This is a genomic window from Rhodococcus sp. G6(2025) (assembly GCF_058628105.1).
The window spans coordinates 1,045,943-1,070,668 of record NZ_CP179750.1 but is presented as its reverse complement, the minus strand read 5'-3'; the positions used below and the strand labels follow the sequence as shown (position 1 = coordinate 1,070,668).

General features: G+C 66.7%; 25 protein-coding genes. 10 read left to right on the top strand and 15 right to left on the bottom strand.

Going from position 1 to position 24,726, the window contains the following annotated elements:
- Nucleotides 1-1,038 carry an LLM class F420-dependent oxidoreductase gene (locus tag ACLIVD_RS05170; RefSeq protein WP_280778867.1) on the bottom strand — a complete coding sequence of 346 codons (1,038 nt, stop codon included), beginning with the start codon at nucleotides 1,036-1,038 and terminating at the stop codon, nucleotides 1-3.
- A gap of 79 nt (nucleotides 1,039-1,117) precedes the next feature.
- Between ACLIVD_RS05170 and ACLIVD_RS05165 the strand changes: the two genes are divergently transcribed.
- The 5 genes from ACLIVD_RS05165 to ACLIVD_RS05145 are packed head-to-tail and all read left to right on the top strand — an operon-like array spanning nucleotide 1,118 to nucleotide 5,653.
- Entirely contained in the window at nucleotides 1,118-2,098 is a 981-nt protein-coding gene (locus ACLIVD_RS05165) for a Zn-ribbon domain-containing OB-fold protein (RefSeq protein ID WP_491932065.1), read from the top strand.
- Nucleotides 2,099-2,110: 12 nt separating this feature from the next.
- Nucleotides 2,111-3,175: a thiolase family protein gene (locus tag ACLIVD_RS05160; protein WP_280778869.1), complete on the top strand. Its 1,065-nt coding sequence runs from the start codon at nucleotides 2,111-2,113 to the stop codon at nucleotides 3,173-3,175.
- The gene (locus tag ACLIVD_RS05155; RefSeq protein ID WP_009477750.1) at nucleotides 3,175-4,350 is read left to right on the top strand and encodes a thiolase family protein; all 1,176 of its coding nucleotides are present in this window, start codon (nucleotides 3,175-3,177) and stop codon (nucleotides 4,348-4,350) included. Before ACLIVD_RS05160 ends, ACLIVD_RS05155 begins: the two co-directional genes overlap by 1 nt.
- Before the next feature lie 15 nt (nucleotides 4,351-4,365).
- The gene (locus ACLIVD_RS05150; protein ID WP_283330544.1) at nucleotides 4,366-5,229 is read left to right on the top strand and encodes a TIGR03619 family F420-dependent LLM class oxidoreductase; all 864 of its coding nucleotides are present in this window, start codon (nucleotides 4,366-4,368) and stop codon (nucleotides 5,227-5,229) included.
- A gap of 10 nt (nucleotides 5,230-5,239) precedes the next feature.
- Nucleotides 5,240-5,653, top strand: a complete 414-nt coding sequence (locus tag ACLIVD_RS05145) for a nuclear transport factor 2 family protein (RefSeq protein WP_283330543.1) — start codon at nucleotides 5,240-5,242, stop codon at nucleotides 5,651-5,653.
- Nucleotides 5,654-5,663: 10 nt separating this feature from the next.
- Here the strand turns inward: ACLIVD_RS05145 and ACLIVD_RS05140 are convergent, their stop codons facing one another.
- The gene (locus tag ACLIVD_RS05140; RefSeq protein ID WP_491932064.1) at nucleotides 5,664-6,920 is read right to left on the bottom strand and encodes an erythromycin esterase family protein; all 1,257 of its coding nucleotides are present in this window, start codon (nucleotides 6,918-6,920) and stop codon (nucleotides 5,664-5,666) included.
- Between the two features lie 96 nt (nucleotides 6,921-7,016).
- Nucleotides 7,017-8,273, bottom strand: a complete 1,257-nt coding sequence (locus ACLIVD_RS05135; protein ID WP_105412819.1) for a cytochrome P450 — start codon at nucleotides 8,271-8,273, stop codon at nucleotides 7,017-7,019.
- A gap of 160 nt (nucleotides 8,274-8,433) precedes the next feature.
- Here ACLIVD_RS05135 and ACLIVD_RS05130 point away from each other — a divergent pair, with 160 nt between their 5' ends.
- From ACLIVD_RS05130 to ACLIVD_RS05120, 3 genes are all read left to right on the top strand, one after another.
- Nucleotides 8,434-9,597, top strand: a complete 1,164-nt coding sequence (locus ACLIVD_RS05130; protein ID WP_491932063.1) for a steroid 3-ketoacyl-CoA thiolase — start codon at nucleotides 8,434-8,436, stop codon at nucleotides 9,595-9,597.
- Between the two features lie 9 nt (nucleotides 9,598-9,606).
- The gene (locus ACLIVD_RS05125; protein ID WP_491932062.1) at nucleotides 9,607-10,092 is read left to right on the top strand and encodes a nitroreductase family deazaflavin-dependent oxidoreductase; all 486 of its coding nucleotides are present in this window, start codon (nucleotides 9,607-9,609) and stop codon (nucleotides 10,090-10,092) included.
- A 102-nt stretch (nucleotides 10,093-10,194) separates the two neighbouring features.
- Nucleotides 10,195-10,860 carry a GNAT family N-acetyltransferase gene (locus ACLIVD_RS05120; RefSeq protein ID WP_317569827.1) on the top strand — a complete coding sequence of 222 codons (666 nt, stop codon included), beginning with the start codon at nucleotides 10,195-10,197 and terminating at the stop codon, nucleotides 10,858-10,860.
- Nucleotides 10,861-10,903: 43 nt separating this feature from the next.
- On the opposite strand, the gene ACLIVD_RS05115 is transcribed toward ACLIVD_RS05120, so the two are convergent.
- From ACLIVD_RS05115 to ACLIVD_RS05075, 9 genes are all read right to left on the bottom strand, one after another.
- The gene (locus ACLIVD_RS05115; protein ID WP_491932061.1) at nucleotides 10,904-12,514 is read right to left on the bottom strand and encodes an acyl-CoA synthetase; all 1,611 of its coding nucleotides are present in this window, start codon (nucleotides 12,512-12,514) and stop codon (nucleotides 10,904-10,906) included.
- 14 nt (nucleotides 12,515-12,528) lie between these two features.
- Nucleotides 12,529-13,785 carry a hypothetical protein gene (locus ACLIVD_RS05110; protein WP_491932060.1) on the bottom strand — a complete coding sequence of 419 codons (1,257 nt, stop codon included), beginning with the start codon at nucleotides 13,783-13,785 and terminating at the stop codon, nucleotides 12,529-12,531.
- On the bottom strand, nucleotides 13,779-14,357 hold the full coding sequence (locus tag ACLIVD_RS05105; protein ID WP_280778880.1) for a nuclear transport factor 2 family protein: 579 nt from the start codon (nucleotides 14,355-14,357) through the stop codon (nucleotides 13,779-13,781). The genes ACLIVD_RS05110 and ACLIVD_RS05105 overlap by 7 nt, the downstream gene beginning before the upstream one ends.
- Entirely contained in the window at nucleotides 14,357-14,572 is a 216-nt protein-coding gene (locus tag ACLIVD_RS05100; RefSeq protein ID WP_005244574.1) for a ferredoxin, read from the bottom strand. The genes ACLIVD_RS05105 and ACLIVD_RS05100 overlap by 1 nt, the downstream gene beginning before the upstream one ends.
- Entirely contained in the window at nucleotides 14,572-15,924 is a 1,353-nt protein-coding gene (locus ACLIVD_RS05095; protein WP_491932059.1) for a cytochrome P450, read from the bottom strand. Before ACLIVD_RS05095 ends, ACLIVD_RS05100 begins: the two co-directional genes overlap by 1 nt.
- Nucleotides 15,921-16,706, bottom strand: coding sequence for an SDR family oxidoreductase (locus tag ACLIVD_RS05090; RefSeq protein ID WP_491932058.1), 786 nt, complete (start codon nucleotides 16,704-16,706; stop codon nucleotides 15,921-15,923). Before ACLIVD_RS05090 ends, ACLIVD_RS05095 begins: the two co-directional genes overlap by 4 nt.
- Nucleotides 16,699-17,925 carry a cytochrome P450 gene (locus tag ACLIVD_RS05085; protein WP_491932057.1) on the bottom strand — a complete coding sequence of 409 codons (1,227 nt, stop codon included), beginning with the start codon at nucleotides 17,923-17,925 and terminating at the stop codon, nucleotides 16,699-16,701. Before ACLIVD_RS05085 ends, ACLIVD_RS05090 begins: the two co-directional genes overlap by 8 nt.
- A gap of 5 nt (nucleotides 17,926-17,930) precedes the next feature.
- On the bottom strand, nucleotides 17,931-18,491 hold the full coding sequence (locus ACLIVD_RS05080; RefSeq protein WP_317569929.1) for a TetR/AcrR family transcriptional regulator: 561 nt from the start codon (nucleotides 18,489-18,491) through the stop codon (nucleotides 17,931-17,933).
- A gap of 63 nt (nucleotides 18,492-18,554) precedes the next feature.
- Nucleotides 18,555-19,772 (bottom strand): cytochrome P450, encoded by a 1,218-nt coding sequence (locus ACLIVD_RS05075; protein WP_491932056.1) that lies wholly within the window; start codon nucleotides 19,770-19,772, stop codon nucleotides 18,555-18,557.
- Nucleotides 19,773-19,856: 84 nt separating this feature from the next.
- On the opposite strand from ACLIVD_RS05075, the gene ACLIVD_RS05070 reads away from it, so the two are divergent.
- Nucleotides 19,857-20,459 (top strand): TetR/AcrR family transcriptional regulator, encoded by a 603-nt coding sequence (locus ACLIVD_RS05070; RefSeq protein WP_283330534.1) that lies wholly within the window; start codon nucleotides 19,857-19,859, stop codon nucleotides 20,457-20,459.
- 28 nt (nucleotides 20,460-20,487) lie between these two features.
- Here the strand turns inward: ACLIVD_RS05070 and ACLIVD_RS05065 are convergent, their stop codons facing one another.
- The 3 genes from ACLIVD_RS05065 to ACLIVD_RS05055 all read right to left on the bottom strand — a co-directional run bounded on the left by ACLIVD_RS05065 (nucleotide 20,488) and on the right by ACLIVD_RS05055 (nucleotide 23,140).
- Entirely contained in the window at nucleotides 20,488-20,898 is a 411-nt protein-coding gene (locus ACLIVD_RS05065; RefSeq protein WP_283330533.1) for a DUF7144 family membrane protein, read from the bottom strand.
- Nucleotides 20,899-21,239: 341 nt separating this feature from the next.
- A complete protein-coding gene (locus tag ACLIVD_RS05060) occupies nucleotides 21,240-21,704 on the bottom strand; it encodes a PAS domain-containing protein (protein WP_283353002.1) in 465 nt (154 codons plus the stop codon).
- A gap of 539 nt (nucleotides 21,705-22,243) precedes the next feature.
- Complete coding sequence (locus ACLIVD_RS05055) at nucleotides 22,244-23,140, bottom strand: SDR family NAD(P)-dependent oxidoreductase (RefSeq protein WP_491932055.1); 897 nt, start codon at nucleotides 23,138-23,140, stop codon at nucleotides 22,244-22,246.
- Between the two features lie 114 nt (nucleotides 23,141-23,254).
- On the opposite strand from ACLIVD_RS05055, the gene ACLIVD_RS05050 reads away from it, so the two are divergent.
- Nucleotides 23,255-24,724 (top strand): aldehyde dehydrogenase, encoded by a 1,470-nt coding sequence (locus ACLIVD_RS05050; protein WP_491932054.1) that lies wholly within the window; start codon nucleotides 23,255-23,257, stop codon nucleotides 24,722-24,724.
- The last annotated feature ends 2 nt before the right edge of the window (nucleotides 24,725-24,726 follow it).

Genomic DNA, 24,726 nt, shown 5'->3' with positions numbered 1-24,726 from the left:
TCAGCCGAGGACCGCCGCGGACAGTTCGCGGACGTGGTCGGCGTCGCGGCAGGAGACGAGGAGCATGGTGACGCCGGCGTCGGCCCAGCGTTTGACGTCGGCGCGGACTTCGTCGACGTTGCCGATGATCATGGTCTCGGTGACCATCTCGTCGGGGACGACGGCGGCCGCTTCGTCTTTGCGGCCGGCGCGGAAGAGGCGCCCGATTTCCTCGACCTGCTCGCCGTAGCCCATGCGGGTGTAGACCTGGGCGTGGAAGTTGAGTTCGGGGGCACCCATGCCGCCGACGTACAGGGCGGTGATCGGTTTGAGGCCGGCGATGGCGGCGGCGCGGTCGTCGGTGACGATCACCTGACAGGTGGCCGCGACTTCGAAGTCTTCGCGGCTGCGACGGGCGCCGGGGCGGGCGAAACCCTCGTCGAGCCATTCGTTGTACATGGGTGCGAGGCGCGGCGAGTAGTAGATGGCGAGCCAGCCGTCGGCGATCTCGGCGGTGAGCGCGACGTTCTTCGGACCTTCGGCGCCGAGCCAGATGGGGATGTCGGAACGCAACGGGTGGGTGATCGGCTTGAGCGGTTTCCCGAGGCCGGTACTGCCGGGCCCGGTGTAGGGCAGCGGGAAGTGCGGGCCGTCGCTGGTGACGTGTTCCTCCCGCGACAGGACTTTCCGGATGATGGAGACGTATTCGCGGGTGCGGGCGAGCGGCTTCGTGAACGGCTGCCCGTACCACCCTTCGACGACCTGCGGCCCGGACACGCCGAGCCCGAGGATCGCCCGGCCGCCGCTGAGGTGGTCGAGGGTGAGTGCGTGCATGGCGGTGCTGGTGGGTGTGCGGGCGGAGATCTGGACGACGGACGTGCCCAGGCGGACGCGTTCGGTGCTCGAACCCCACCAGGCGAGGGGGGTGAAGGCGTCGGATCCCCACGATTCGGCAGCGAAGACGGCGTCGAATCCCTCGGCTTCGGCCGCGGCGATCAACTCCGGGACATTCGCCGGCGGCTGTGCGCCCCAGTATCCCAGTTGCAACCCGAGCTTCATCGTGTGCCTCCACATCGACCGTCGTCAGAAGTGACCCTTGCCACAAACACTAGAACCTGTTCTACTCGAAGTTGTGAGCATGGGAAAGAGCGCGGTGGCCGAAAAATTCTCGAACGAACCGTTGAGCGCCCCGCTGAAACTTCAATTCGACTACACCCGATCGGTGGGTCCGACCATCGGAGCCTTCGTGACCGCGCTGCGCGACCGCAAGGTCATCGGCGCCCGCGGTTCGGACGGACGCGTCTACGTGCCACCGCCCGAATTCGATCCGAACACCGCCGAACCTCTCACCGACTTCGTCGGGGTTTCCGACGCCGGGACCGTGGTGAGCTGGACGTGGATGCCGGAACCGATTGCCGGACAGCCACTCAGCACCCCCTTCGCGTGGGCGCTGATCAAGCTGGACGGCGCCGACACGTCCCTGGTGCACGCCGTGGACGTCGGCTCCCCCGCCGCAATGAGCACGGGTATGCGGGTCCGGGCACGGTGGGCGCAGGAGCGGGTCGGGCGCATCCAGGACATCGTGTGCTTCGAGCCCGGGGAGTCGACGGGCGAGCCCGGCCCGTCCGCGGAGTCGGAACCGGTCACGATGGTCACGACGCCGATCGATCTCGACTACATGCACTCCGCCTCCGCAGAGGAGAGCTACTACCTCCGAGGGTTGAAGGCGGGCAAGCTGATCGGTGGCCGCACCGGACCGGACGGCAAGGTGTACATCCCGCCGCGCAGCGCCAACCCCACCGACGGCATCCCGACGAAGGAGCAGGTGGAACTGCCGGACAGGGGCACCGTCACCACGTTCTGCATCGTGAACGTCCCCTTCCTCGGACAGCGGATCAAGCCGCCGTACGTCGCTGCCTACGTGCTGCTCGACGGCGCGGACATCGCGTTCCTGCACCTGATCCTCGACTGCGACGCCGCCGACGTGCGGATGGGCATGCGCGTGGAGGCCAAGTGGAAGCCGCGCGAGGAGTGGGGTTACACCCTCGAGAACATCGAGTACTTCAGGCCGACGGGCGAGCCCGACGCCGAGTACGACACCTACAAACACCACCTGTAAGGGCGCGGCACAATGACAGATATCGCAGTCGTCGGGTTCGCGCACGCACCACACGTGCGCGAGACCACCGGCACCACCAACGGCGTCGAGATGCTGGTTCCCTGCTTCCAGCAGCTGTACGAGGACCTCGGAATCACCAAGTCCGACATCGGTTTCTGGTGTTCCGGATCGTCGGACTACCTGGCCGGCCGTTCGTTCTCCTTCATCTCCGCCGTCGACTCGATCGGTGCGGTGCCGCCGATCAACGAGTCGCACGTCGAGATGGATGCGGCGTGGGCGTTCTACGAGGCCTGGATCAAGATCATGACCGGCGAGGTCGACACCGCCCTCGTCTACGGCTTCGGGAAGTCGTCGGCGGGCAACCTCCGCAAGATCCTGTCGATGCAACTCGACCCCTACCTGGTCACCCCGCTCGCGCTCGACTCCGTGTCGCTGGCCGGACTGCAGGCCCGCCTCGGACTCGATGCCGGGAAGTGGACGGCCGAGGAGATGGCGGCCGTGGCCGCGCGCAGCCGGGCCGCCGCCGAGAGCAATCCGAACACCCAGCTGTCGGGGCACGTCGACATCAACGCGCTGCTCGCCAGCCCGTTCGTCGCGGACCCGTTGCGCGCCCACGACTGCGCACCGATCACGGACGGCGCCGCCGCTGTCGTGCTCGCCGCGGGCGATCGTGCCCGTGAGCTGTGCGAGCGGCCTGCGTGGATCACCGGGATCGAGCATCGGATCGATTCCCCGAACTTCGGCGCCCGCGACCTGACGGTCTCACCGTCGACGACGGCGTCCGCCCGCGCCGCCACCGGAGGGGACGTCGGCGGAATCGACGTGGCCGAACTGCACGGACCGTTCACCCATCAGGAACTGATCCTCCGCGAGGCCATCGGACTGTCCGATGCGACGGCGATCAACCCGTCGGGCGGCCCGCTGAGCGGGAACCCGATGTTCTCCGCGGGTCTGGAACGCATAGGTTACGCAGCCAAGGCCATCATGGACGGCAACGCCGGACGCACGCTGGCGCACGCTACGAGTGGTGCTGTGCTGCAACAGAATCTGGTCGCAGTCTTGGAGGGACGCAACTGATGGCGAATCAATTGGCCGCGGTGCTCGGCACCGGTCAGACGCATTACGTCGCGAAACGGCACGACGTGTCCATGGCGGGGCTGGTTCGCGAGGCGATCGACCGCGCGATGGAAGACGCCCGGGTGGGCTGGGACGACATCGACGCGGTCGTGATCGGGAAGGCCCCCGACCTCTTCGAGGGGTCGATGATGCCGGAGCTCGCGATGTCGGACGCGCTGGGCGCCAACGGCAAACCACTCCTGCGTGTGCACACCGCAGGCTCGGTCGGCGGTTCGACCGCGGTGGTGGCGTCGAGCCTCGTGAAGTCCGGCGTGCACAAGCGGGTACTGACGGTGGCGTGGGAGAAGCAGTCCGAGTCGAACGCCATGTGGGCGCTGTCCACCCCCATTCCGTTCCACATGCCGGTCGGCGCTGGCGCGGGCGGCTACTTCGCCCCGCACGTCCGCTCGTACATCCGGCGGTCGGGCGCACCCGATCACATCGGCGCGATGGTGGCGGTGAAGGACCGGCTGAACGGCAGCCTCAACCCGTACGCCCACCTCAAGCAACCCGACATCACGCTCGAATCCGTACAGGCCTCGCAGATGCTGTGGGATCCCATCCGCTACGACGAGACGTGTCCGTCCTCGGACGGCGCCTGCGCGATGGTGATCGGCAACGAGGAGGCGGCCGAGCAGGTCACGGCGGACGGTCGTGAGGTGGCCTGGATCCACGCCACCGCGATGCGCACCGAGCCCACCACGTTCGCGGGACGAGACCAGGTGAATCCGCAGGCCGGCCGGGACGCCGCGGCCGCGCTGTGGAAGGCCGCGGGCATCAAGGACCCGCTCGACGAGATCGACGTGGCCGAAATCTACGTCCCCTTCTCCTGGTTCGAACCGATGTGGCTCGAGAATCTGGGCTTCGTCTCCGAGGGTGAGGGCTGGAAACTCACCGAGGCGGGCGAGACCGCGATCGGCGGCCGGCTTCCGCTCAACGCGTCCGGCGGCGTCCTGTCGTCCAACCCCATCGGCGCCTCGGGCATGATCCGGTTCGCCGAGTCGGCGATGCAGGTCATGCACCGCGCCGGCGATCATCAGGTGAAGGACGCGCGCAAGGCACTCGGCCACGCCTACGGCGGCGGTTCGCAGTACTTCTCGATGTGGGTGGTCGGTTCCGACCGGCCGAACAATTAGGAGCGGGACATCACCATGAAGTTCACCGTCGGCATCGCCATGAATCCCCTCGACCAACTGCCTGCTCTGGCGAAAACAGCCGAGGAGTGCGGGTTCTCGTCCATCGCCCTCCCTGACTCACTGTTCTTCATGGAGAAGCAGAGCGCCGACTACCCGTACACACCGGACGGCTCGCGGATGTGGAACGAGGAAACCCCGTGGGTGGATCCGCTGATCGCGGCGGCCGCCATGGGCGCGGTGACGTCGAAGATCGAGTTCTACACCCAGGTCCTCAAACTGGGATCCCGCAACCCGGTCCTCCTCGCCCGCCAGGTGGGTTCCGTCGCCAACCTCATCGGCAACCGTTTCGGGTTCGGCGTCGGGATCGGCTGGGCACCGGAGGAGTTCGAATGGTGCGGCGTGCCGTACAAGAAGCGCGGTGCGCGCGTCGACGAGATGATCGACGTCATCAAGCTGATCCTCGGCGGCGGCATGGTCGAGTACCACGGCGAATTCTTCGACTTCGACCGGCTACAGATGAGCCCGGCGCCGACGAAGCCGGTGCCGTTCTACGTCGGCGGACACACCGACGTCGCGCTGCGACGCGCCGCCCGGGTGGGCGACGGCTGGACGTCCGCGATGATCAAGTTCGACGATCTCGTTCAGGTCATCGCGCGATTGCGGGAACTCCGGGAGGAGTATGGCCGAGCCGATCTGCCCTACGAGATCCAGACCGTGTGCATCGACCGATTCGGCAAGGACGGCTACGCCGAATTGGCGGACGCCGGAGTGACCGACACGATCGTCGTCCCGTGGGTTTTCGACGGCATCGGCTTCGACGGACCGCTCGAGGCCAAGCAGGACTCGTTGCGCAAGTTCGCCGACCAGTACATCGGATAGGGGTGTGGACATGACGACGACGGACCATCCCGCCCGCCTCGCCGGGCAGGCGTCCCGCGAGGCGGCCAGCGGCAGGCGCAAGGACGAGTGGCTGGCCCTGTTCGCCGAGGAAGCGGTTGTCGAAGACCCGGTCGGCCCTTCGGGTTTCGACCCGGAAGGCAAGGGTCACCGCGGCCTCGACGCGATCTCGCGGTTCTACGACATGACGATCGCGACCACCGAATCGCTCGAGTTCCTCATCACCGACTCACTGGTGTGCGGGAATGAGAACGTGAACATCGGGACCATCCGGTCCACGGTGGCGGGATCGCAGATCGACGCCGAGGGCGTGTTCATCTACCGCGTGAACGAGGACGGCAAGATCACGTCCCTGCGGGCCTTCTGGGAGGTCGAGCGGGCGATGAAGACACTGCGCAAGACCTGAACGCCCCCAATCACGTGCCGGCGTCGTCGATGTGCCGGACGAAGAGGATCGCGTCGAGTTCGCCGAGGCCCGCGGGGTCCAGCGGGAAGTACGTGGAGTTGCCCGACGGGTCGGCACGCTTCTCCACGTCTCCGATCCTGCGGGCCACCGGCGCGGCCGGCACGAGACAGCTCTCCCCCACGGCGAACAGCCGGCCCTCGACGGTGTCGGGTGGCGGCGTCCCGATGCCGTGGCCGGGCGCCTCCCCGACGGCCCCACCGATGACCGTGTAGGCATCGCCGAGCCGCAGGCCCAGGTGGGCACCGGCGCACCACCAGTGCAGATGCAGTCCGGCGAGATCCCAGTGGGTTTGCCCTTTCGACAGATGGCCGTTGTGAGCGAAGACGAATGTCGGGCCTCGGTCGGCCTCCCGCTGCACCAGCGCGGACAGGTTGTCCGCCATGAGGGTGTCGCGGATTCCCAGGAGCCTTGTGATGCGGCGTGGAGAGTTCTCCGCCATTCCTGCGTGATAGCTGAGCAGGCGGGTGGCGACGCGACCGTGAAGCTCGGCCTCCCACAATTCGTCCCGCGTGCCTTCGGCGACGAGGTGAGGCGCCTGCGACGCGAGTAGCGTCATCAGGTCGTCGGCGATGAGACGCAACTCGGCGGCCTCGGGGGTGGCGCCGACGGCCTGGGTCGGGTCCATGGCGACGGCCGGGTTGCTCCAGCGGTCGTCGTCGCCGATCAGTGCGGAGATCCGGTCCGGAGCGCAGGGCAGATCCTGCTCGTCGAGGTGGGTCCGCAGGTAGGTGTCGAGGAAGGTCAGGGCCTGCCTCGGGCTGTCCGCGGACGTCATCTCGATGGGGCCGTCGAATCCGAAGAACCTTAGTTGCTCGCCCGGATCGTGCCGACGGTTGTATTCGGCCATCCATCCGACCAGGTCGCGGTTCGCCCTGGACTCACCGAAGCCGTGACTGAAACCGTGCTCCATGACGTCGTCGAGCGGCAGGTGGTCCGCACCCCGCACGAACGAGTCGACGAGTATCCCTTTCAAGCAACTGCTTTCGATCGCGATGGAGCGATAGCCCTCGTGTTCGACGAGGAACCGGAACATCTGATTGCGGAGCAACAGAAAACTCTCCTCCCCGTGCATGGGCTCGCCGAACCCGAGGAGGCGGGGTGCGGAGTCCAGGCGACGGAGGAATGCGCCGAGGGCAGCGGTGACGGTCGGGTCTCCCGGCTCCGAGAAGACGGCGCCCGCCTCTTCGACGACGGACCGCACAGTCATGGTGGCTCCCGCTTTCCCTCGGACACCACGCCGGCGAAAGAGAACAGCGGCGTCGGAGAGGATGAGGGTGCCCTCCGACGCCGCTGAATCAGGGGGTCAGTGTCTGACCGGGCAACCGCCTGACGCAGTCTTGTAATCGACCTGAAACTCCTTGATACCGTTGAGCCAGCCCGAGCGCAACCGCCGCGGATCTCCCAGCTTACTGATATCGGGCAGGTGATCCGCAATCGCATTGAAGATCAGATCGATCTCGAGTCGCGCCAGGTTGGCGCCGAGGCAGAAGTGGGCGCCAGTCCCGCCGAATCCGACGTGCGGGTTGTTCTCCCGCATGATGTCGAACTTCTCCGGGTTCTCGAACGCATCCTCGTCGAAGTTCGCGGAGCCGTACAGCATTACGACTCGCTGGCCCTTCTTGATCTGCACTCCGCCGAGTTCGGTGTCTTCCAGTGCGGTGCGCTGGAACGAGTTGACCGGGGTCGCCCACCGGACGATCTCGTCCGCCGTCGTCTTGGGGCGCTCCTTCTTGTAGAGCTCCCACTGATCGGGATGGTCCAGGAACGCCATCATGCCGTGTGTGATGGCATTGCGGGTGGTCTCGTTGCCGGCGACCGCCAGCAGGATCACGAAGAAACCGAATTCCTCGGGAGACAGCTCATTTCCATCGATGTCCGCTTCGATCAGCGTCGTGACGATGTCGTCGGCGGGGCACTTCTTGCGCTCGTCCGCCATCTGGTACGCGTAGCCGAGGATCTCCATCGACGCGGCCTGCGGGTCGATGTCCAGTTCGGGGTCGTCGTAGCCCGTCATCTGGTTGGACCAGTCGAAGACCTTCAGGCGATCCTCCTGCGGCACACCGAGCAGTTCGGCGATCGCCTGCAGCGGAAGTTCACACGCCACCTGGGTGACGAAGTCGCCGGCCCCCGATTCGGCGGCCTCCTTCACGATCTTCTCGGCGCGTTCGGTGAGTTCTTCGCGCAGGCTGTTGATCGCGCGGGGCGTGAAGCCGCGGGAGACGAGTTTGCGGAGCTTGGTGTGCTCGGGAGCGTCCTTGTTGATGAGGATGAAGCGCTGCATCTCGATGTTCTCGCGCGGAATGTCGTCGGCGAAGCGCACGATCGCGGTGTTCTCGTGTGTGGAGAAGACGTCGCTGCGCCGCGACACCTCCTTGACGTCCTCGAGCTTGCTGACGACCCAGTAGCCGTCGTCGTGGAAGCCACCGATCTCCGGCGGCTGCGGGTTCCACCAGATCGGGGCAGTCTTCCGCAGTTCGGCGAATTCCTGATAGGGGATGCGCTCTGCGTAGATGTCCGGGTCGGTGAAGTCGAAACCCTCTGGAAGATTGGGCTGCGCCACTGCTGTCTCCTGCCCTAAGCCATACACCACTCCGTGATGTGGAACACGTTCTACTAGCATTGAAGCACAAGCCGGGCGACTAGCAAAGGAAAGCTCATTCAGACCTTGCCCGGATAGCAGAACCTGTTCTATTTTCTGAGGACAAGGAAAGGAGCCCACCGTGGGCACACCAGTAATCGTCGAGGCAGTACGCACCCCGATCGGAAAGCGCGGTGGCTGGCTGTCCGGATTGCACGCCGCCGAGATCCTCGGCACCGCTCAGCGGGGCATCCTCGACCGCTCCGGCATCGACCCCGAACTGGTGGAGCAGGTGATCGGTGGTTGCGTCACCCAGGCCGGTGCGCAGTCGAACAACATCACCCGGACCGCGTGGCTGCACGCCGGACTGCCCTGGCAGGTCGGCGCCACCACGATCGACTGCCAGTGCGGCTCCGCCCAGCAGGCCAACCACCTCATCGCCGGTCTGATCGCCACGGACGCGATCGATGTCGGAATCGCCTGCGGTATCGAAGCGATGAGCCAGGTGCCGCTCGGCGCGAACGTCGGCGAGAACGCCGGACCACGCAGGCCCGCCGACTGGGACATCGACATGCCCAACCAGTTCGAGGCCGCCGAGCGCATCGCCCGTCGCCGCGGAATCACCCGCGCCGACGTCGAGGCGCTCGGAGTCCGCTCGCAGGCACGCGCCAAGCAGGCCTGGGACGAAGGGCGTTTCGACCGGGAAGTGCTGCAGGTGACCGCACCCGTCGTCGACAAGGACGGTAACCTCACCGGTGAGACCCGGGTGGTGACGCGCGATCAGGGTCTGCGCGACACCACCGCCGAGTCGCTCGCCAAGCTGAAGCCCGTACTCGAGGGCGGCATCCACACGGCGGGCACGTCCTCGCAGATCTCCGACGGCGCCGCCGCCGTCATGCTGATGGACGAATCCAGGGCGCGCGCCCTCGGCCTGAAGCCCCGGGCCCGCATCATCTCCCAGGCGCTCGTCGGCTCCGAACCCGAATTCCACCTCGACGGACCCGTCCAGGCCACGGCGCGCGTCCTCGAACGCAGCGGCATGAAGATCGGCGACCTCGACCTGTTCGAGGTGAACGAGGCGTTCGCCTCGGTGCTGCTGTCGTGGGCGTCGGTGCACGAGCCCGACATGGACAGGGTCAACGTCAACGGCGGTGCGCTCGCACTCGGACATCCCGTGGGCAGCACCGGCTCTCGACTCATCACCACCGCGCTGCACGAACTCGAGCGCACCGACGGGTCGACGGCACTGATCACGATGTGTGCCGGCGGCGCGCTCGCCACCGGCACCATCATCGAGCGGATCTAGGATCTGCCGATGAACGCACCCGCCCCCGCCCGACCGCCCGGCCTCGACTCGAAGTGGACGGTCTCCTTCATCAAGTGGATGTCGAAGATCAACGTCGTGCTGTACCGGCGGACGGGCGGGCGACTGGGCAGCAAGTGGCGGGTGGGCAGCGCCTTCCCCCGCGGGTTGCCCGTCTGCCTGCTCACCACCACCGGACGGAAGAGCGGCGAGCCGCGGATCAGCCCGCTGCTGTTCCTCGAGGACGGCGACCGCATCATCCTCGTCGCCTCGCAGGGCGGCCTCCCGAAGCACCCGATGTGGTACCTCAACCTGCGCGCGGACCCCGACGTGACCGTCCAGGTGAAGTCGCGGGTCCGGCCGATGTCCGCCCACGTGGCGGACCCCGAGGAACGCGCGCGCCTGTGGCCGCGGCTCGTCGCCATGTATCCGGATTTCGACAACTACCAGGCCTGGACCGACCGCACGATCCCCGTCGTGGTCTGCACACCTCGATAGCGTTTGTATGTACCGCCGAGTAACGGGTGCCATGTCGGGGGACTTCTTGCAGTATTGACGCGTACGGACTTGTACGACGGCCGAGGGCGAGGAATTGCAGACATGAGTACACAGGTTCAAGATCGGATACACGACCGTCGAGAGCTCACCGCGGTCCTGCTGCGTGCGCTCGAACAGCGCCACGAGGTGCTCGACGCCATCGTCGACAGCGAGGATCACGCCGAGGCCCTCACCACCGTCGCCGGGCTCCTCGACACCTCCGAGGCGTACGCGGAAGCCGTCCTCAACCTGACGTTCCGCCGCCTCACCAAGGTCGAACGGCTCCGCATCCAGACGGAACTGAAGGACCTCGACGCCACCCTCGAATGGACGTCGACGGACCGGCCGGCGAGCACCGGGCGAAACTTCCGCCTCCGGCCATTCACCGAAACCGAGGAAGACGCCGAACTGTTCCGGCGCCGCTGCGGCGAGCAGGTCGACGACGCGGGCACGCAGTGGTCCGCGGAGCGGGTCGAGAAGGAACGCACGGAAGGCCTGAGCCGTGTCGACGACGAGTCCGCCGCATGGTTCGTGTGTGAGGACACCGCGGAGAACACGGCCGTCGGCATGGTGTTCGGTGAACTGTCGGGACGCGAGGTCGACGTCGCCATCTGGATCGCCCCCGACGCCCGGAAGAAGGGCTACGGCACCGCGGCCGTGAAGCACAGCCGTCAGGAGCTTGCCGCGGAGTTCCCGGGAACGGTCCTGGTCGTCCGCGCTCCTGCCTGACCCGCACGTGAGTGGCGAAGCGTGCGGGAGCACACTTCGCCACTCACGTGCGGTGGTCGGGGTCGCGCTGTTTGGTGACGCCCTGAGCCCAGCGGTAGTCGGGCTTGCCGCTCGGTGTGCGCTGGACGGTGTCTTCCACCCACACCAGACGCGGGATCTTGTAGCCGGCCAGGCTCTGCCGCACGTGTTCCTCGAGTCCGGCGAAGTCGACGCCCCGACCGTCGCGCGCCTGCACGACCGCGGAGACCCGGTGCCCCCACCGTTCGTCGGGGACGCCGACCACGATGGCGTCGTAGACGTCTCGGTACGCCTTCACCGTGCTCTCGACCTCTTCGGCGAACACCTTCTCGCCGCCGGTGTTGATCACCATGTTGCCGCGGCCGAGCAGGGTGATCGATCCGTCGGCCTCGATCCGCGCGCGGTCGCCGGTGACGACGACGGGTCGCCCGTCGACCTCCCGGAAGATCTCCCGGGTCTTCTCCGGGTCGTTGTAGTAACCCAGCGGGACGTATCCGCCCTTCGCGAACCAGCCGTCCTTCCCGGACCCCGGCTCGACGGGAACGTCGTCCTCGTCGATCACCAGGGCGTACCGGCCAGGGGGCACCCGGGGTCCACCCACCTGCTTCTCCCCCTTGGTCGCGAAACCGATTCCGCCGAAGCCTGTTTCCGACGCGCCGATCGAATCGGACACCAGCAGTCCCGGGAATGCGTCGAGGAAGGCGTCCTTGATCACCGGTGAGAACAGCGCGGCCCCGGATGCCACGACACCCAGGCTCGACGTGTCGGTGCGCGACGGCTGATGCGCCTCGATCAGCGGCCGTCCCATCGCGTCGCCGGTGATGATGAGGATCTGCACCTTGTGCCGCTCGACGAGCTCCCACGTCCGGTGGGCGTCGAACTTCGATTCCAGCAGAACGGTGTTTCCGCTGAACAGCGCGGTGAACGTCGGCATCATCGCGGCCGCGTGGATCAGCGGCGGCAACGCGAACCACAGGGTCGGCTCACCCTGCGATCCCACCCGCGACTGCTGGTACTCGTCCTCGATCGCGTCACCGGTGTAGAAGTCGAGACCGCCCGCGAGGACGCGCCAGATCGCCTCGTGCGTCCACACGACCCCCTTGGGACGTCCGGTGGTGCCGCCGGTGTACATGATGAACAGGTCTTCGGAGCTGCGTTCACCGAAGTCCCGGTCGCCACTGCCGGACAGCGCCTCCTCGTACGGCACCGAGTCGCTGGGCACACCGGCGCCGCCGAGATCGTCCTCGACGACAACGGTGTGCCGGATCCTCGGCAGCGAGGGCAGGACCTCCGCGATGCGCGGCGAGTAGATCCGATGATGGACCACGGCGTCGAGTTCCGCGTTGCCGTAGACGTAGGCGAGTTCGTCGCTGGTGTAGCGGTAGTTGATGTTGACCGGGACCGCACGAATCTTGTACGCCGCCAGCAACGTCTCCATGGTCTCGATGGAGTTGTGCAGGTGCACGCCGATGTGCGAGCCGGCGGTCAGCCCGACCTCCAGGAAGTGGTGGGCCAGCCTGTTGGCGCGGTCCTCCAGTTCGCGGTAGGTGACGCGACGGGCGCCGCAGATCAGCGCCACCCGTTCCGGCATCGCGTCGACGGAATGCTCGAAGAGGTCTGCAAGGTTGTAGGCCACGGGGGCGTCCTCTCTCAGACGACTGTGAGTGGTAGGGGTATTCCTCGATCGGTGAACGCGAAGTCGGCTCCCGTGCTGAACCGGGTGAGCGCCACCTCGGGTGCCTCCTTGGCGGGCGGCTCTCCGATCACGATCTCCACGGTCAGCGCCGCATCCGTCTCCTCGACCACCTGCACCGCGAACCGCGGCGACACCCCGCGCACGAGCGCAGTCAACGGCCCGAGGTGCTCACCGTCGATCATGGACGGCCACGCCCCGTCCTCCCCGGCTCCGCAGTCCCGGCCGAGGGTCAGCAGCATGCGGTCGCCGAGGGTGATCGTGACGTCCACGTACTGACGGGGATTGAACGCCGGATGCACGGCGAGGACGACGGCGAGACCCTCGAGATCGGCAGGCAGCCCGAGCGCGTTCCGGATCCGTTCCGACGTGAGGCCGGCGATGCCGGTGAGTTGCTTGCGCGCGATGTCGAGTGCGGCTTCGGCATCGGTGCGGGCCCGCACCGCGAGCAGGAAACCGAGGGTCAGCAGGTGCTGCTGCAGGCACACCTCCTCCGAGATCCGGGTCAGAGCCGAATGGGAGAAGTCCGGGAACCGCAGATCGTCGAGGAGCGCGCCCGCGTAGTCGTGCTGTCCCGGCCCGCCGGTGTCGATCGGCGACAACTCGACCGTCGCCGCACGCGACTTCCCCACCGTCACCAGCCCTTCCGGAATCGGAGGTGGCACGTTTGTGTCGTCGATGGTGACCGTCCAGAGGCAGTGCGGTGTCCGGTCCGCCGGCCTGCGGGGCGGACGGTGCACCGGACGCACCTGCGCGTGCGGGTTGGTGGCCAATGCGGTGGCGTCGAACGTCGGGTCCTCGATGTCGTGGCACATCGCCGTGACGTACTCGTCGCCCATCGGTTCGACGTCCATCAACGCCCCGCAGTGATCCAGCCAGAATTCGCCGTGATCGTGATCGGTGACGCGGTACCGGAAGTCCATGAACTGGGGCGGCGCACCGATGTCGAGTTGCAGACCCTTGAAGATCGTCACGACCCCGTCGCCCTCGAATCCCAGCGCGCGTTGCATCCGCCGCGTGTAGAGGGGGCTCGACGCCATCCACTCCTCGATCGCGACCTGCGTCATGCCCTCGCGACCGAACGCCCCGATCAGGTGCGGCATACCGGAGCGATCGATGAGATGACCGCACAGGAGCAGTTCCGGAACGAGAATCGCGAGATCCTCGCGGGACAGATCGGCGAACGACGACGGAACCTTCACCGTACTCACCACAGCGGGACCGGGGCCTTGCCGACCGGATACCACCCCGGCAGCCGACCGGACGTCGCGCGCTGGATCCGCGCGTTCATGCCGTCGGACATCGCGTTGTTCGTGATCATCTCGAGGAACAGGCTCGAGACGTTGCCGAAGTCGAAGAAGTCACGCTGCCAGGACCATTGGAAGTTTCCGCCGTACCGGAACCAGCTGCCGCCGATTCCGGTGACCTGATAGTGCGTGCCGTCGTCGCGGGTGCGTTCGGACACCTGCTTCCAGAATCCGATGACGTCGCCGCTGCGATCGTCGATGACGAACTGCTGGTACGGGTACTCCCAGCCCTCGAGCCCGTCCATTTCCTGGCCGAGCGCCAGGTCGCGGATCTCGTCCCGGCCGACGGCCATGAAGTCGTCCTTCGGCCCGTAGTTCCATCCGTACGTGGCGTCCTCGGTGTACATCTCGGCCAGCGGCTTCCAGTCGCCGAGCGATTCGCACCGCTTGTTCTCGTCCACCCAGCGCTGCACCATCTCGTCGAGCTCCGCACGATCGAACTGCACCGCCGGGCCGATCCTTCGATCGAACTGCACCATCAGCTATCTCCTTCAGAGTCGTCGTCCGCGAGGATCCGCAGGGCCTGGGTCGGGCAGAAACGCACGGCGCTCTCGACTTCGGCGCGCAGGTTCTCGGGTGGGTCGGTGTCGAGGATCTCGACCTTGCCGTGCTTCGGGACGACGAAGACATCGGGTGCCTCCATCTCGCACACGGCATGACCCTGACACAGGTCGAGATCGGCTTCGACTTTCATCACATGCTTCGCTTCCGGTACCTCACGGTGCACGGCTGCTGCAGCTGCACCACCATCTTGCTGTGATCGTTGCGGTACGTCTCGGAGGGTTGCGCCATCTCGAACTCCCAGTCCTGCAGGAGAATCGAGAAGATCGCCTTCAACTGCATCAGCGCGAACGCGGCCCCGACGCAGCGGTGCCTGCCGGCGCCGAACGGAATCCACGTCCAGCGGTTGACGATGTCTTCCTGGTTGGGGTCGAGGTAGCGTTCGGGATCGAACGTGTCCGGGTTCGGGAAGTCCTCCGCGATGCGGTTGGAGATCGCCGGTGTGGCCGCCACGAGGTCGTTCTCGGCGATCCGGTAGCCCCCGACTTCGAACTCGGCCCGCGCGACGCGCAACAGGATGATCAGCGGCGGGTGCATCCGGAGCGTCTCCTTCAGCACCGCTTCCAGTTTCGGGATCTGCCTGAGTGCCCCGAAGCTGATGTCGGAGCCGTCCGAATAGAGGTCGTCGAGTTCGGCGACCACCTGCTTGGCGTAGTCCGGGTGCCGCAGCAGCTCGATCAGGGTCCAGGCCGCGGTGCCGGACGTGGTGTGGTGCCCGGCGAACATCATCGAGATGAACATGCCGGTGATCTCGTCCGCCGTGAAGCGCTCGTTGCCGTCCTCGTCCTTGATCGAGACGAGCACGTCGAGCATGTCCCGATCCTCCTTGCCCTGAGGAGGGTTCTCGATGCGCCCGTTCATGATCTCCTGGACGAGTGCCACCAACTGCACCCTCGCCTCGTCCCGCCGGCGGAAGCTCTCGATCGGGGCGTAGGCGTCGACGTACGCGATGGGGTCGGTGCCCTGCTCGAGCTCGTGGTACAGGTGCGCGAACCGGCCGTCGAGCTGCTCCCGGAACTTCTTACCGATCAGACAGGCCGAGGACGTGTAGATGGTCAGCTCCGCGAAGAATTCGAGGAGGTCGATCTCCCCCTCGTCGCCCCACTGCGCCACCATGCGGTCGACCTCGTGGGCGATCGTCGCGGCGTGCCCCTTCATCTGCTCGCCGCGCAACGCCTGGTTGTGCAGCATCTCCTTGCGGCGCTCGGGGCTCGCGTCGAACACGACTCCCTCGCCGAAGATCGGCTTCATGAACGGGTAGGCGGCCTGCTGGTCGAGATCCTCGTCGGTGGAGCGGAAGAAGAATTCGTTGGCCTCGGCGCCGGACAGCAGCACCACCTTCTTGTCGGCGAGCTGGAACACACCGACGTTGCCGCACTCCTCCCGGACACGGCGCATCAGCGCGATCGGGTCGGTGCGCAATTCTTCGAGATGTCCGTGCTCGTGCTCACCGCCGGACACACGTTGCGGGGTAGCCGGGTTCATTCTCCATCCTTTCGCAGGGGCGCCTCGGGCTGCACCTCGATCAGCACCATGTGTGCGCCGCGGGGCGCACTGACGGCGGCGACGACGGCGTCCGCGATCGCGGAGGCGCGCAGGAAGTACGAGTGCCGGGCGAATCCCCATTTCGCCCAGTCTTCGAGGACGGGTCCGATGACCTCCTCGGTGGTGTTCATCCCCATGGACGTCTGCGTGGGTCCCGGACGCACGACCGACGCCCGGACGCCGGTGCCTTCCAGTTCCATTCGCATCTGCCGGCCCATCATCTCGACGCCGGCCTTCGCGGCGTTGTAGGCGCCCATCCGGGGCCGGGGGCTGTCGGCGCAATCGGATCCGATCAGGACGAAGTCTCCGCGCCTGCGTTCGATCATGCCGGGAAGGAGGCGGTGCGCGAGACGCTGCGCACCGACCAGGTGGACGTTGACCTGTCCCAGGAACTGGTCGGGGTCCATCTCGTGGGCGACGGAGAACTCCAGGTCGCCGGCCCCCGACAACGCGATCTCGGTGGGGCCGAGCGCCTTCTCCGCCGCGGTGACGAATTCGTCGACGGATGCGGTGTCGGTGACGTCGAGGTAGTGCGCGAACGCTTCTCCGCCGTTGCTGCGGATCTTCTCCGCGATCTCCTCGCATTCGGCCACCCGGCGGGCACCGAGCGCGACGGGGTGACCGGCCTCGGCCAGCGCATAGGCCGTCGCCGTGCCGATTCCCGACGAGGCCCCGGCGACGATCGACGGGCGACGCTGCGGGTTGGGCTCGAACCTAGGCATCGCGGACCTGCACTTTCATGGGAAGGGTGGCGAAACCGCGCACGTTGGTCGAGTGGACGCGCACACTGTTCGCCTCGTCGATGTCGTAGTCGTCGATGCGGGAGACGAGTTCGGTGAGTGCGATCCGCGCTTCGAGCCGCGCCATGTGGGCGCCCAGGCAGAAGTGGGTGCCGCCGCCGAAGCTCGCGAGCTTGTTGGACGTGTCCCTGCCGATCCGGTATTCGTCGGCGTTCTCGAACACCGCCGAGTCGCGGTTCGCGGAGCCGATGAGGATCAGCACCTTGTCGCCGGCGGGAATCGTCCGGTCGTGGAAGTCCAGGTCGACGGACGCCGTTCGCGCGACCATCTGACTGGACGTGTCGAAGCGCAGGGTCTCCTCCACCCACTCCGGCACCCGGCTTGCATCCTCGAACACGTGCCTGGCCTCGCCCGGATAGCGAAAACCCCAGTACAGTGCGTTGCCGAGGAGTTTGGTGGTGGTCTCGTTGCCCGCCACCACCATCAGGAACATGAACGCGATGATCTCGTCGTCGGTGAGCCGGTCGCCGTCGATCTCCGCTTCGAGCAGGGCAGACGTGAGGTCCTCGGTCGGCTTCCTGCGGCGCTCGGCCAGCATGTCGGCGTAGTAGCCGACGAGGTAGAGCGACGCCTCCATCGCGGCGTGGGGCACGTCGAGGACGCCCTCCTCGCGGTGCACCACCAGGTCGGCGAGCCGCCGGAGTTCGACGCGGTCGGCCTCCGGAACCCCCATCAGCTCCGAGATCACGTCCATCGGAAGCTTGCCGGCGAACTCGCCGATCCAGTCGAACTCACTCGCCGCGAGCGCCGGGTCGAGGTATTGCCGGGTCAGATCCAGGATCCGCCCCTCGAGTTCGTTCACCCGCCTCGGGGTGAAACCGCGGGACACCAGCTGCCGCATCCGCATGTGCCGCGGATCGTCCAGCGCGAGAAAGGACATCGTCTTGTGGGCGTGCGGGCCGTAGGCCGCCGGGTCGAGCGACACCCCGTTCGCGCTCGACAGGCGCTGGTTGTCGCGGAACGCCGCGACGACGTCCTCGTGCCGGGACAACGCCCAGAAGTCGAGTTCCTCGTTGTAGTAGAGGGGTGCTTCTTCCCGCAGTCTTCGATACGTGACGTACGGATCTTCGTGGAAGCCATAGTCGTACGGGTTGAACGTCACCGGATTGTGTGACACCCCGGGCATCGAGGCTGCGGTCATGGCATCTACTCCAGAATCAGCTTGGCGGAAGTTTCGAGTCGATCGGCGAATTGGGCGTAGGACCCGTATCCCATTCCGGCGCGGACCAGGCCGCCGGCGTACAGCAGCTCCAGCGCCTCGAGGACGTCGGGATCGTGGCCCTCGCCCAGTGCGGTGGCGAGGCGGTCGCGGATCTCCAGCCCGATGCGGGCGCGGAGGTGTTCCACGTCGGGGTCGCGGCCGAGCAGCGCGTTGGTGACGGCTCCGGCGAGTTCGGGTTCGTCCGCCACCAGGAGAGCGATGTGGCGGAGCACGGCGACCACACGTCCGGTGCGATCGAGTCCCTTGTCCACCGGCTGCGGTGAGGCGGCGAGGCGCCGCCAGAAGACCTCGGCGACGAGGTGCTCCTTGGACGAGAAGTACGTGTAGGCCGTCGCGGGCGCGACCCCGGCGATGCCGGCCACCGAGCGGACCGTGAGTCCCGCGAATCCCTCTTCGCGCAGTACTTCGACTGCCGCTTTGGTGAGGCGGTCGACGGTGTCGGCCTGCTTCTCGGTCAGACGGCGGCGGGTGGACTCGAAATTCATACTACTGGACACGTGTCTGGACGCTACTACAGTTACCGTCGGCTGGCAACGAAAATCGGACTCTCACACGGGACTGCGCGGGTGAATTCGCACGGGCATCGTCTTGATGCCGCTGATGAAATTCGACCGCAGCCGGACGACCGGCCCGGTGGGTTCCACGCGGTCGATCCGCGCGGCGAGGGTCTCGAACAGGATCTTCAATTCGAGCCGCGCCAGGTGGGCGCCGAGGCAGAAGTGCACCCCGCTACCGCCGAACGCGATCTGCGGGTTGGGGCTCCGGCCGATGTCGAACCGATACGGCTCGTCGAAGACGTCCTCGTCCCGGTTGGCGCTCGGGTAGTAGATCACCACCTTGTCGCCGGCCCTGACCAACCGATCGCCGATGTAGGCGTCCCGGGTGGCGGTGCGGCGGAAGTCCATCACCGGGGTCACCCACCGCAGGATCTCCTCCACCGCGCTCGCAGCCAGTTCCGGTTCGGACTGCAGTCGTCGCCACTGGTCGGGATGGTCGATGAAGGCCTGCATCCCACCGGCGGTCGCGTTGCGCGTCGTTTCGTTCCCCGCCACCACGAGCAGGACGAAGAACATGTTGAATTCCATCTCGGTGAGCGTGTCGCCGTTCTCGTCCGGCTGCACGAGCTTGGTGACGATGTCGTCGCGAGGCTCGATGCGGCGTTGCGCCGCAAGCTCGTTGGCGTACAGGAAGATCTCGGCCGCGGCCATCTCGCCGTCCGCCTGGGTGGTGCCGTACTCGGGATCGTCGAAGCCGATCATCCGGTTGGACCAGTCGTAGAGCTTGTCCACGTCCCCGGCGGGCGCACCCAGCAGCGCCGCGATGACCTCGAGCGGCAACGGCGCCGCTGCCTGGGGAACGAAGTCGACGTCGCGTGCGTCGAGCAGCCGATCGACGATCCGGGCACAGATGTCACGGATGTGACCCTCGAGCACTTTGACTGTGCGCGGGGTGAATCCGCGGCTGACGAGCTGCCGCAGCCGGGTGTGATCGGGCGGGTCGAGGTTGACGAGCATGGCGGCCTGCTTCGCGCGGGTCTGCTCGTCGAAATCGTCGATCTGAGTGGTGCCCACCGCCGACGAGAACGTCGCGCTGTCGCGGGACACGGCGACGACGTCGGCGTGCTTCGTCACCGCCCAGAACCCGGTGCCGTTCTCCTCGGGCTGCCAATAGACGGGTTCGCTCGCCCGCAGGTGGTCGAAGAACGCGTAGGGGACCCCTTCCGCGTAGACGTCGGGGGACTTGAGATCAATCCGAGACGCGGTCATACACTGCTCCTCGATCGATAAACGAATGGGATGCGTCTTAAACTACACACTTTCATTTATAATGGAAGCCCTTATGCTGGGCCCATGGTGAAAGGGCAGAACGGACCGATCCGACGTCGCACACTCACGCGAGACAAGGTCGTGGATGCCGCGATCGAGATCATCGACGAACTCGGCTGGGAGTCACTGTCGATGACGAGTCTCTCCGCCCGGCTGAACGTCGTCACCGCGTCGCTCTACAACCACGTCCGCAACCTCGAAGACATCCGCGGTGCGGTTCAGGTGCGCACCATGGCGGAGCTGGGTGCTCACCTGCGCGAGATCGCGATGGGCCGAAGCGGACCCGACGGCCTCCGCGCGCTCGTCGACGCGCACCGCGTCTGGGCGACCGAGCATCCGCATCGGTATCAGACGCTGACCACCAGCCCGGTGGACCGGGACGCTTTCATCTCCGCCGCACTGGACGCCAACACGGCGCTGCGCACGATGCTGGCATCGTGCGGACTGCCGCCCGAGGACACCCTCGACGCGGCCGTGAGCATCTTCGCCGCCATGCACGGTTTCGTCATGCTCGTGAACACCGACTTCCTCGGCGACGAGCTGGACCTGGACTCGATCTACGAATCCGTGCTGCGGGGAGCACTGTCCAGCGTCGGGTGGCCGGAGCGAACGCACACCCCGTCCTGAAAGGCCACCACCCCTATTGTTGCCGTTCTCAGGCCCAGGCGTCAGAAGGGTTCGGCCGCCACGCCGAGATCGCCCAGATCACCACCACGTCGAGCGCGATGATGAGCACCGACCACCACGGGTAGTGCGGCAGCCATAGGAAATTGGCCACGATCGAGATCGCGGCGATCACGATCGCCGACACCCGGGCCCACGCGGCGCCGGTGAACAACGCGAGGCCGGTCACCGCGACCAACGCACCCAGCACGAGATGGATCCAGCCCCAGACCGTGAAGTCGAACTTGTAGAGGTACTCCACCCCCACCACGAACTCCTCGTTCTCATAGACCGCGGCGAGCCCTTGGAAGAACTGCAGGAGTCCGACGGTGACCATGATGACCGCTGCACCCATCGCGGTCCCCGCCGCGACGCCCTGTTTGACCGACGAACCTTCGGACATGACGCCCCTTCCTCGCCGCAACCCACTGCCGGGTGCATTCATTGTCCGCCGATCCGATGTGCGTTCGCGTCGAAACCGCGGGGTTTCCGACCCACCTGGAATCGGATTGCTCCGGCCGAGGAGGCCACCCGACACAGCCGGCGAGACCGTTCGGTTGCCGCGAATCCCTCGCGCGCCCCGGCCGCTCCGCTCGGTCCACAACTGCGCACCGAAAGTAAACGAACCGAATCGAGGCGATGTTCGCCAATTCCGGCTCGGACGGCACCGACTCGGAGTCGCCGCCCACCTGAACTGGCCACGCATGCTCACCCTCGGTACTGCGAGGAAACCGGGCGACGACATCACTCGAATTCGGGGGCCCGCCCACCGCCCCACAACTGCTCTGTGAGGTCCTGGAAGCACACGAACGTGACGGGGTCATCCTTCCTGCGCAACACCGACCTGCTCACCGCTGCACGCACAACGAAACCTTCACGATGGGCGAGTTCGATTACCTTTCCCGCACAGTCCCGCAGCAACGCCACCGATGCGGGGCCGCCCGGCGACGACGCCGGAACGACCACGTCCGCGACCGAGCACCCGGCGAACCAGTGCTCGGGGTACCCCAGCATCCGCTCGAGTGCCGGGTTGGCATGCACAATCACCCCCTCTTCATCGACAGCGAGGGCGGGAACCGGAAGCCGCTCGAGCAACCTCAGCGCCGGAAGCTGCTCCAAATAGCCCAGCGCGGTGTTCGGGTCCGACCGTCGCCTGTCCCTACCCGGCCCTGCCGACGCCCACCTCCGTCTCACCCAGCGGACCAACACATCGAACCGTGCCAGACCGAACGGTGGAGGCAACGTCGATCGTCGGCCAGATCGTCGAATTATTGTTGCCCGCGATCGTCCGTCACCAGCACATTCACCGGGAGGACACTGTCGAACAATTTTGGTGCAAAACAACATACATTCTCTCCGTGCGTAATTCCGACACAAAGTGCTCGGTTATCCGCGGGCCTCTGCGTCAGCTTCATTGGGCCGCTTTCGCCCAGGCACAAGTCGATTCCACGAGCCGCTATCCGCCGCCAGGGCGAAGTGATTACCGAAAATCATTGCGCTCGTGTTATTTTCGACCTTGATTCGTACGCGGTGTCGCCCGCCGCGTACGGCGGGACGATTTCACTCGCCCGTGCGGGACGCGGGTTCTGCCGATGTAGGCGTCGAGTTCCCGCGGCGTGATGCATTCCATAGTAGCGGCACGGAATCCGAAAGACTTATCCCTACGGGACGTAGGGATGATCATTCCGGGACACGTCGCCGGCCGCCTACGACGAAGTCGTGGGCCCCTGTGATGCCGGACAATTCACTCACCGCTCACCGTGAGCGGAACCCACCAACGCCGCCAGCTCGTCGAGCGACCACGGCGGCTCGGTCTCGTGGTCGCGGTAGGCCAGGACCGTCGGAGCCGGCCGGTCGAATCTGCCGACGAAGCACCCTGATCCGGCGAAGATCCCGCCGGTGATGCCGGCGGCGAGATCGCTGGCCAGGAACGCGTACAGCTGGGCGACGTAGTCGGCGGGTGCCGGATGCAGCGAGCCGTAGCGCGTTGCGTCGTCGAGCATCCCGCGCCCGTGCAGTTCCTCGATGTGCTGCTCGTACTCCGCTCCCCCGGACAACCGGGTCTTCGCACCGGGGCACACGACGTTGGCCCGGACGCCGGACTCGGCCAGTTCGGCCGCGATCGCGAGGGTCAGGCTGTTGACCGCCCCCTTGCCGGCGGGATATCCGGTTCCGCCGTAGTCGCCGAGGAACGCGAACGAACTCGTGTTCACGATCGCTCCGCGCCCCCGTTCGGCCATCAGGGGCGCCACGGCCCGGCACGTGCGGAACGTCGCCGTCAGGTGCGCATCGACGAGTTCGCGCCACTGCTCGTCGGTGACGGTGAGGATGGACGACCCGGCAGGCTCCGCGACGCCGGCGCAGTTGATCAGCACGTCCACCTGGCCGAATGCACATTCCGCGGCGTCGACCAGCGCCTCCGCGACGCCGTCGGCGGCGGCCGAACCAGCCACCGCGATCGCCCGGTCACCGCCGAGCACGATCTCGCCGGCCACCTTCTCCGCCGCATCGGGATCACGGCCGTTGACCACCACGCCGGCTCCCTCCGCCGCGAGCGCGTGCGCGACGGCCCGGCCGATCCCCCGGCTCGAGCCGGTGACGACGGCGCCTCGCCCGTCCAGCCGTCTCTCCTCGCGTGAATTCATCGCGCCTCCGTCGAACTCGTCATTGCGGCATCCAGTTGTTCAAACTATAGTCCAGACACATGTCCAGTTTTCGGAGATCGCTGTGACACTCACCCGATTCGGAAGCGAAAATCCATGACTCTGCGCCCCACCGACAGCTCTGCTCTCCTGATCGACGGCAAACTGATTCCCGGTTCCGGCGGCACGTTCGAGGTGATCAACCCGGCCACCGAGGAGGTACTCGGGAGGGCCGCCGACGCCACCGCGTCCGACATGGACGCCGCGATCGCCGCGGCCCGGCGAGCCTTCGACGACACCACGTGGTCCCGCGACCACGCCTTCCGCGCCCGCTGCCTGCGGCAGCTGCGCGACGTACTGCAGTCCCACATCGAGGAACTGCGCGACATCACCATCGCCGAGGTCGGCGCCCCCGCCTTCCTCACCAGCGGACCGCAACTCGAAGGCCCGGTCGCCGACCTCGGGTATTTTGCAGACCTCGCCGAAAGCTATTCCTGGGAACAGGATCTGGGCATCGCCGAGCCGATGGGCATCAAGACCCGCCGACGCGTCCTCAAGGAGGCCGTCGGCGTGGTCGGGGCCATCACGCCGTGGAACTTCCCGCACCAGATCAACTTCGCCAAGATCGGCCCCGCACTCGCGGCCGGCAACACGGTGGTCCTCAAGCCCGCGCCCGACACTCCCTGGTGCGCCGCCCTCGTCGGGCACCTGATCGCCGAGGAGACCGACCTCCCGGCCGGCGTGGTCAACATCGTCACGTCGAGCGACCATTCCCTCGGCGCTCAGCTCTCCACCGACCCCCGCGTCGACCTCGTGTCGTTCACCGGTTCGACTGCCACGGGCAAGGCCGTCATGGCAGCGGCGTCCGAGTCGCTGAAGAAGGTCTTCCTCGAACTCGGCGGCAAATCGGCGTTCATCGTGCTCGACGACGCCGACCTCGCGGGTGCGTGCGGGGTCGCCGCGTTCACAGTGTCCACCCACGCGGGCCAGGGCTGCGCCATCACCACCCGGCTGCTCGTTCCCCGCGACAAGTACGACGAGGCGGTCGAGGCCACGGCCCGGACCCTGGGCGGATTGCAGGCGGGCGATCCCAGGAAGCCCGGCACCATCTGCGGTCCCCTCATCTCCGCGCGGCAACGCGCCCGCGTCGAGGACTACCTGCGGCTCGCGCGGGAGGAAGGCGGCACGATCGTGGTCGGTGGCGGCCGACCGGCCGATCAGGACCGTGGATTCTTCGTCGAACCCACCCTGATCACCGGCCTCGACAACACCGCCCGGGTGGCTCGGGAAGAGATCTTCGGACCCGTGCTGGTGATCATTCCCCACGACGGCGACGAGGACGCGATCAGCATCGCCAACGACTCGCCGTACGGGCTGTCCGGGTCGGTGTGGGGCACGGACCCCGCACGCGTGAAGCGAGTGGTCGACGGCGTGCGCACCGGAACACTCAGCGTCAACGGCGGCGTCTGGTATTCCGCCGACGCCCCGTTCGGCGGTTACAAGCAGTCCGGAATCGGCCGCGAGATGGGTGTGGCCGGATTCGAGGAATACCTGGAAACCAAGCTGGTCGCGGAACCGGCCCAATAGTA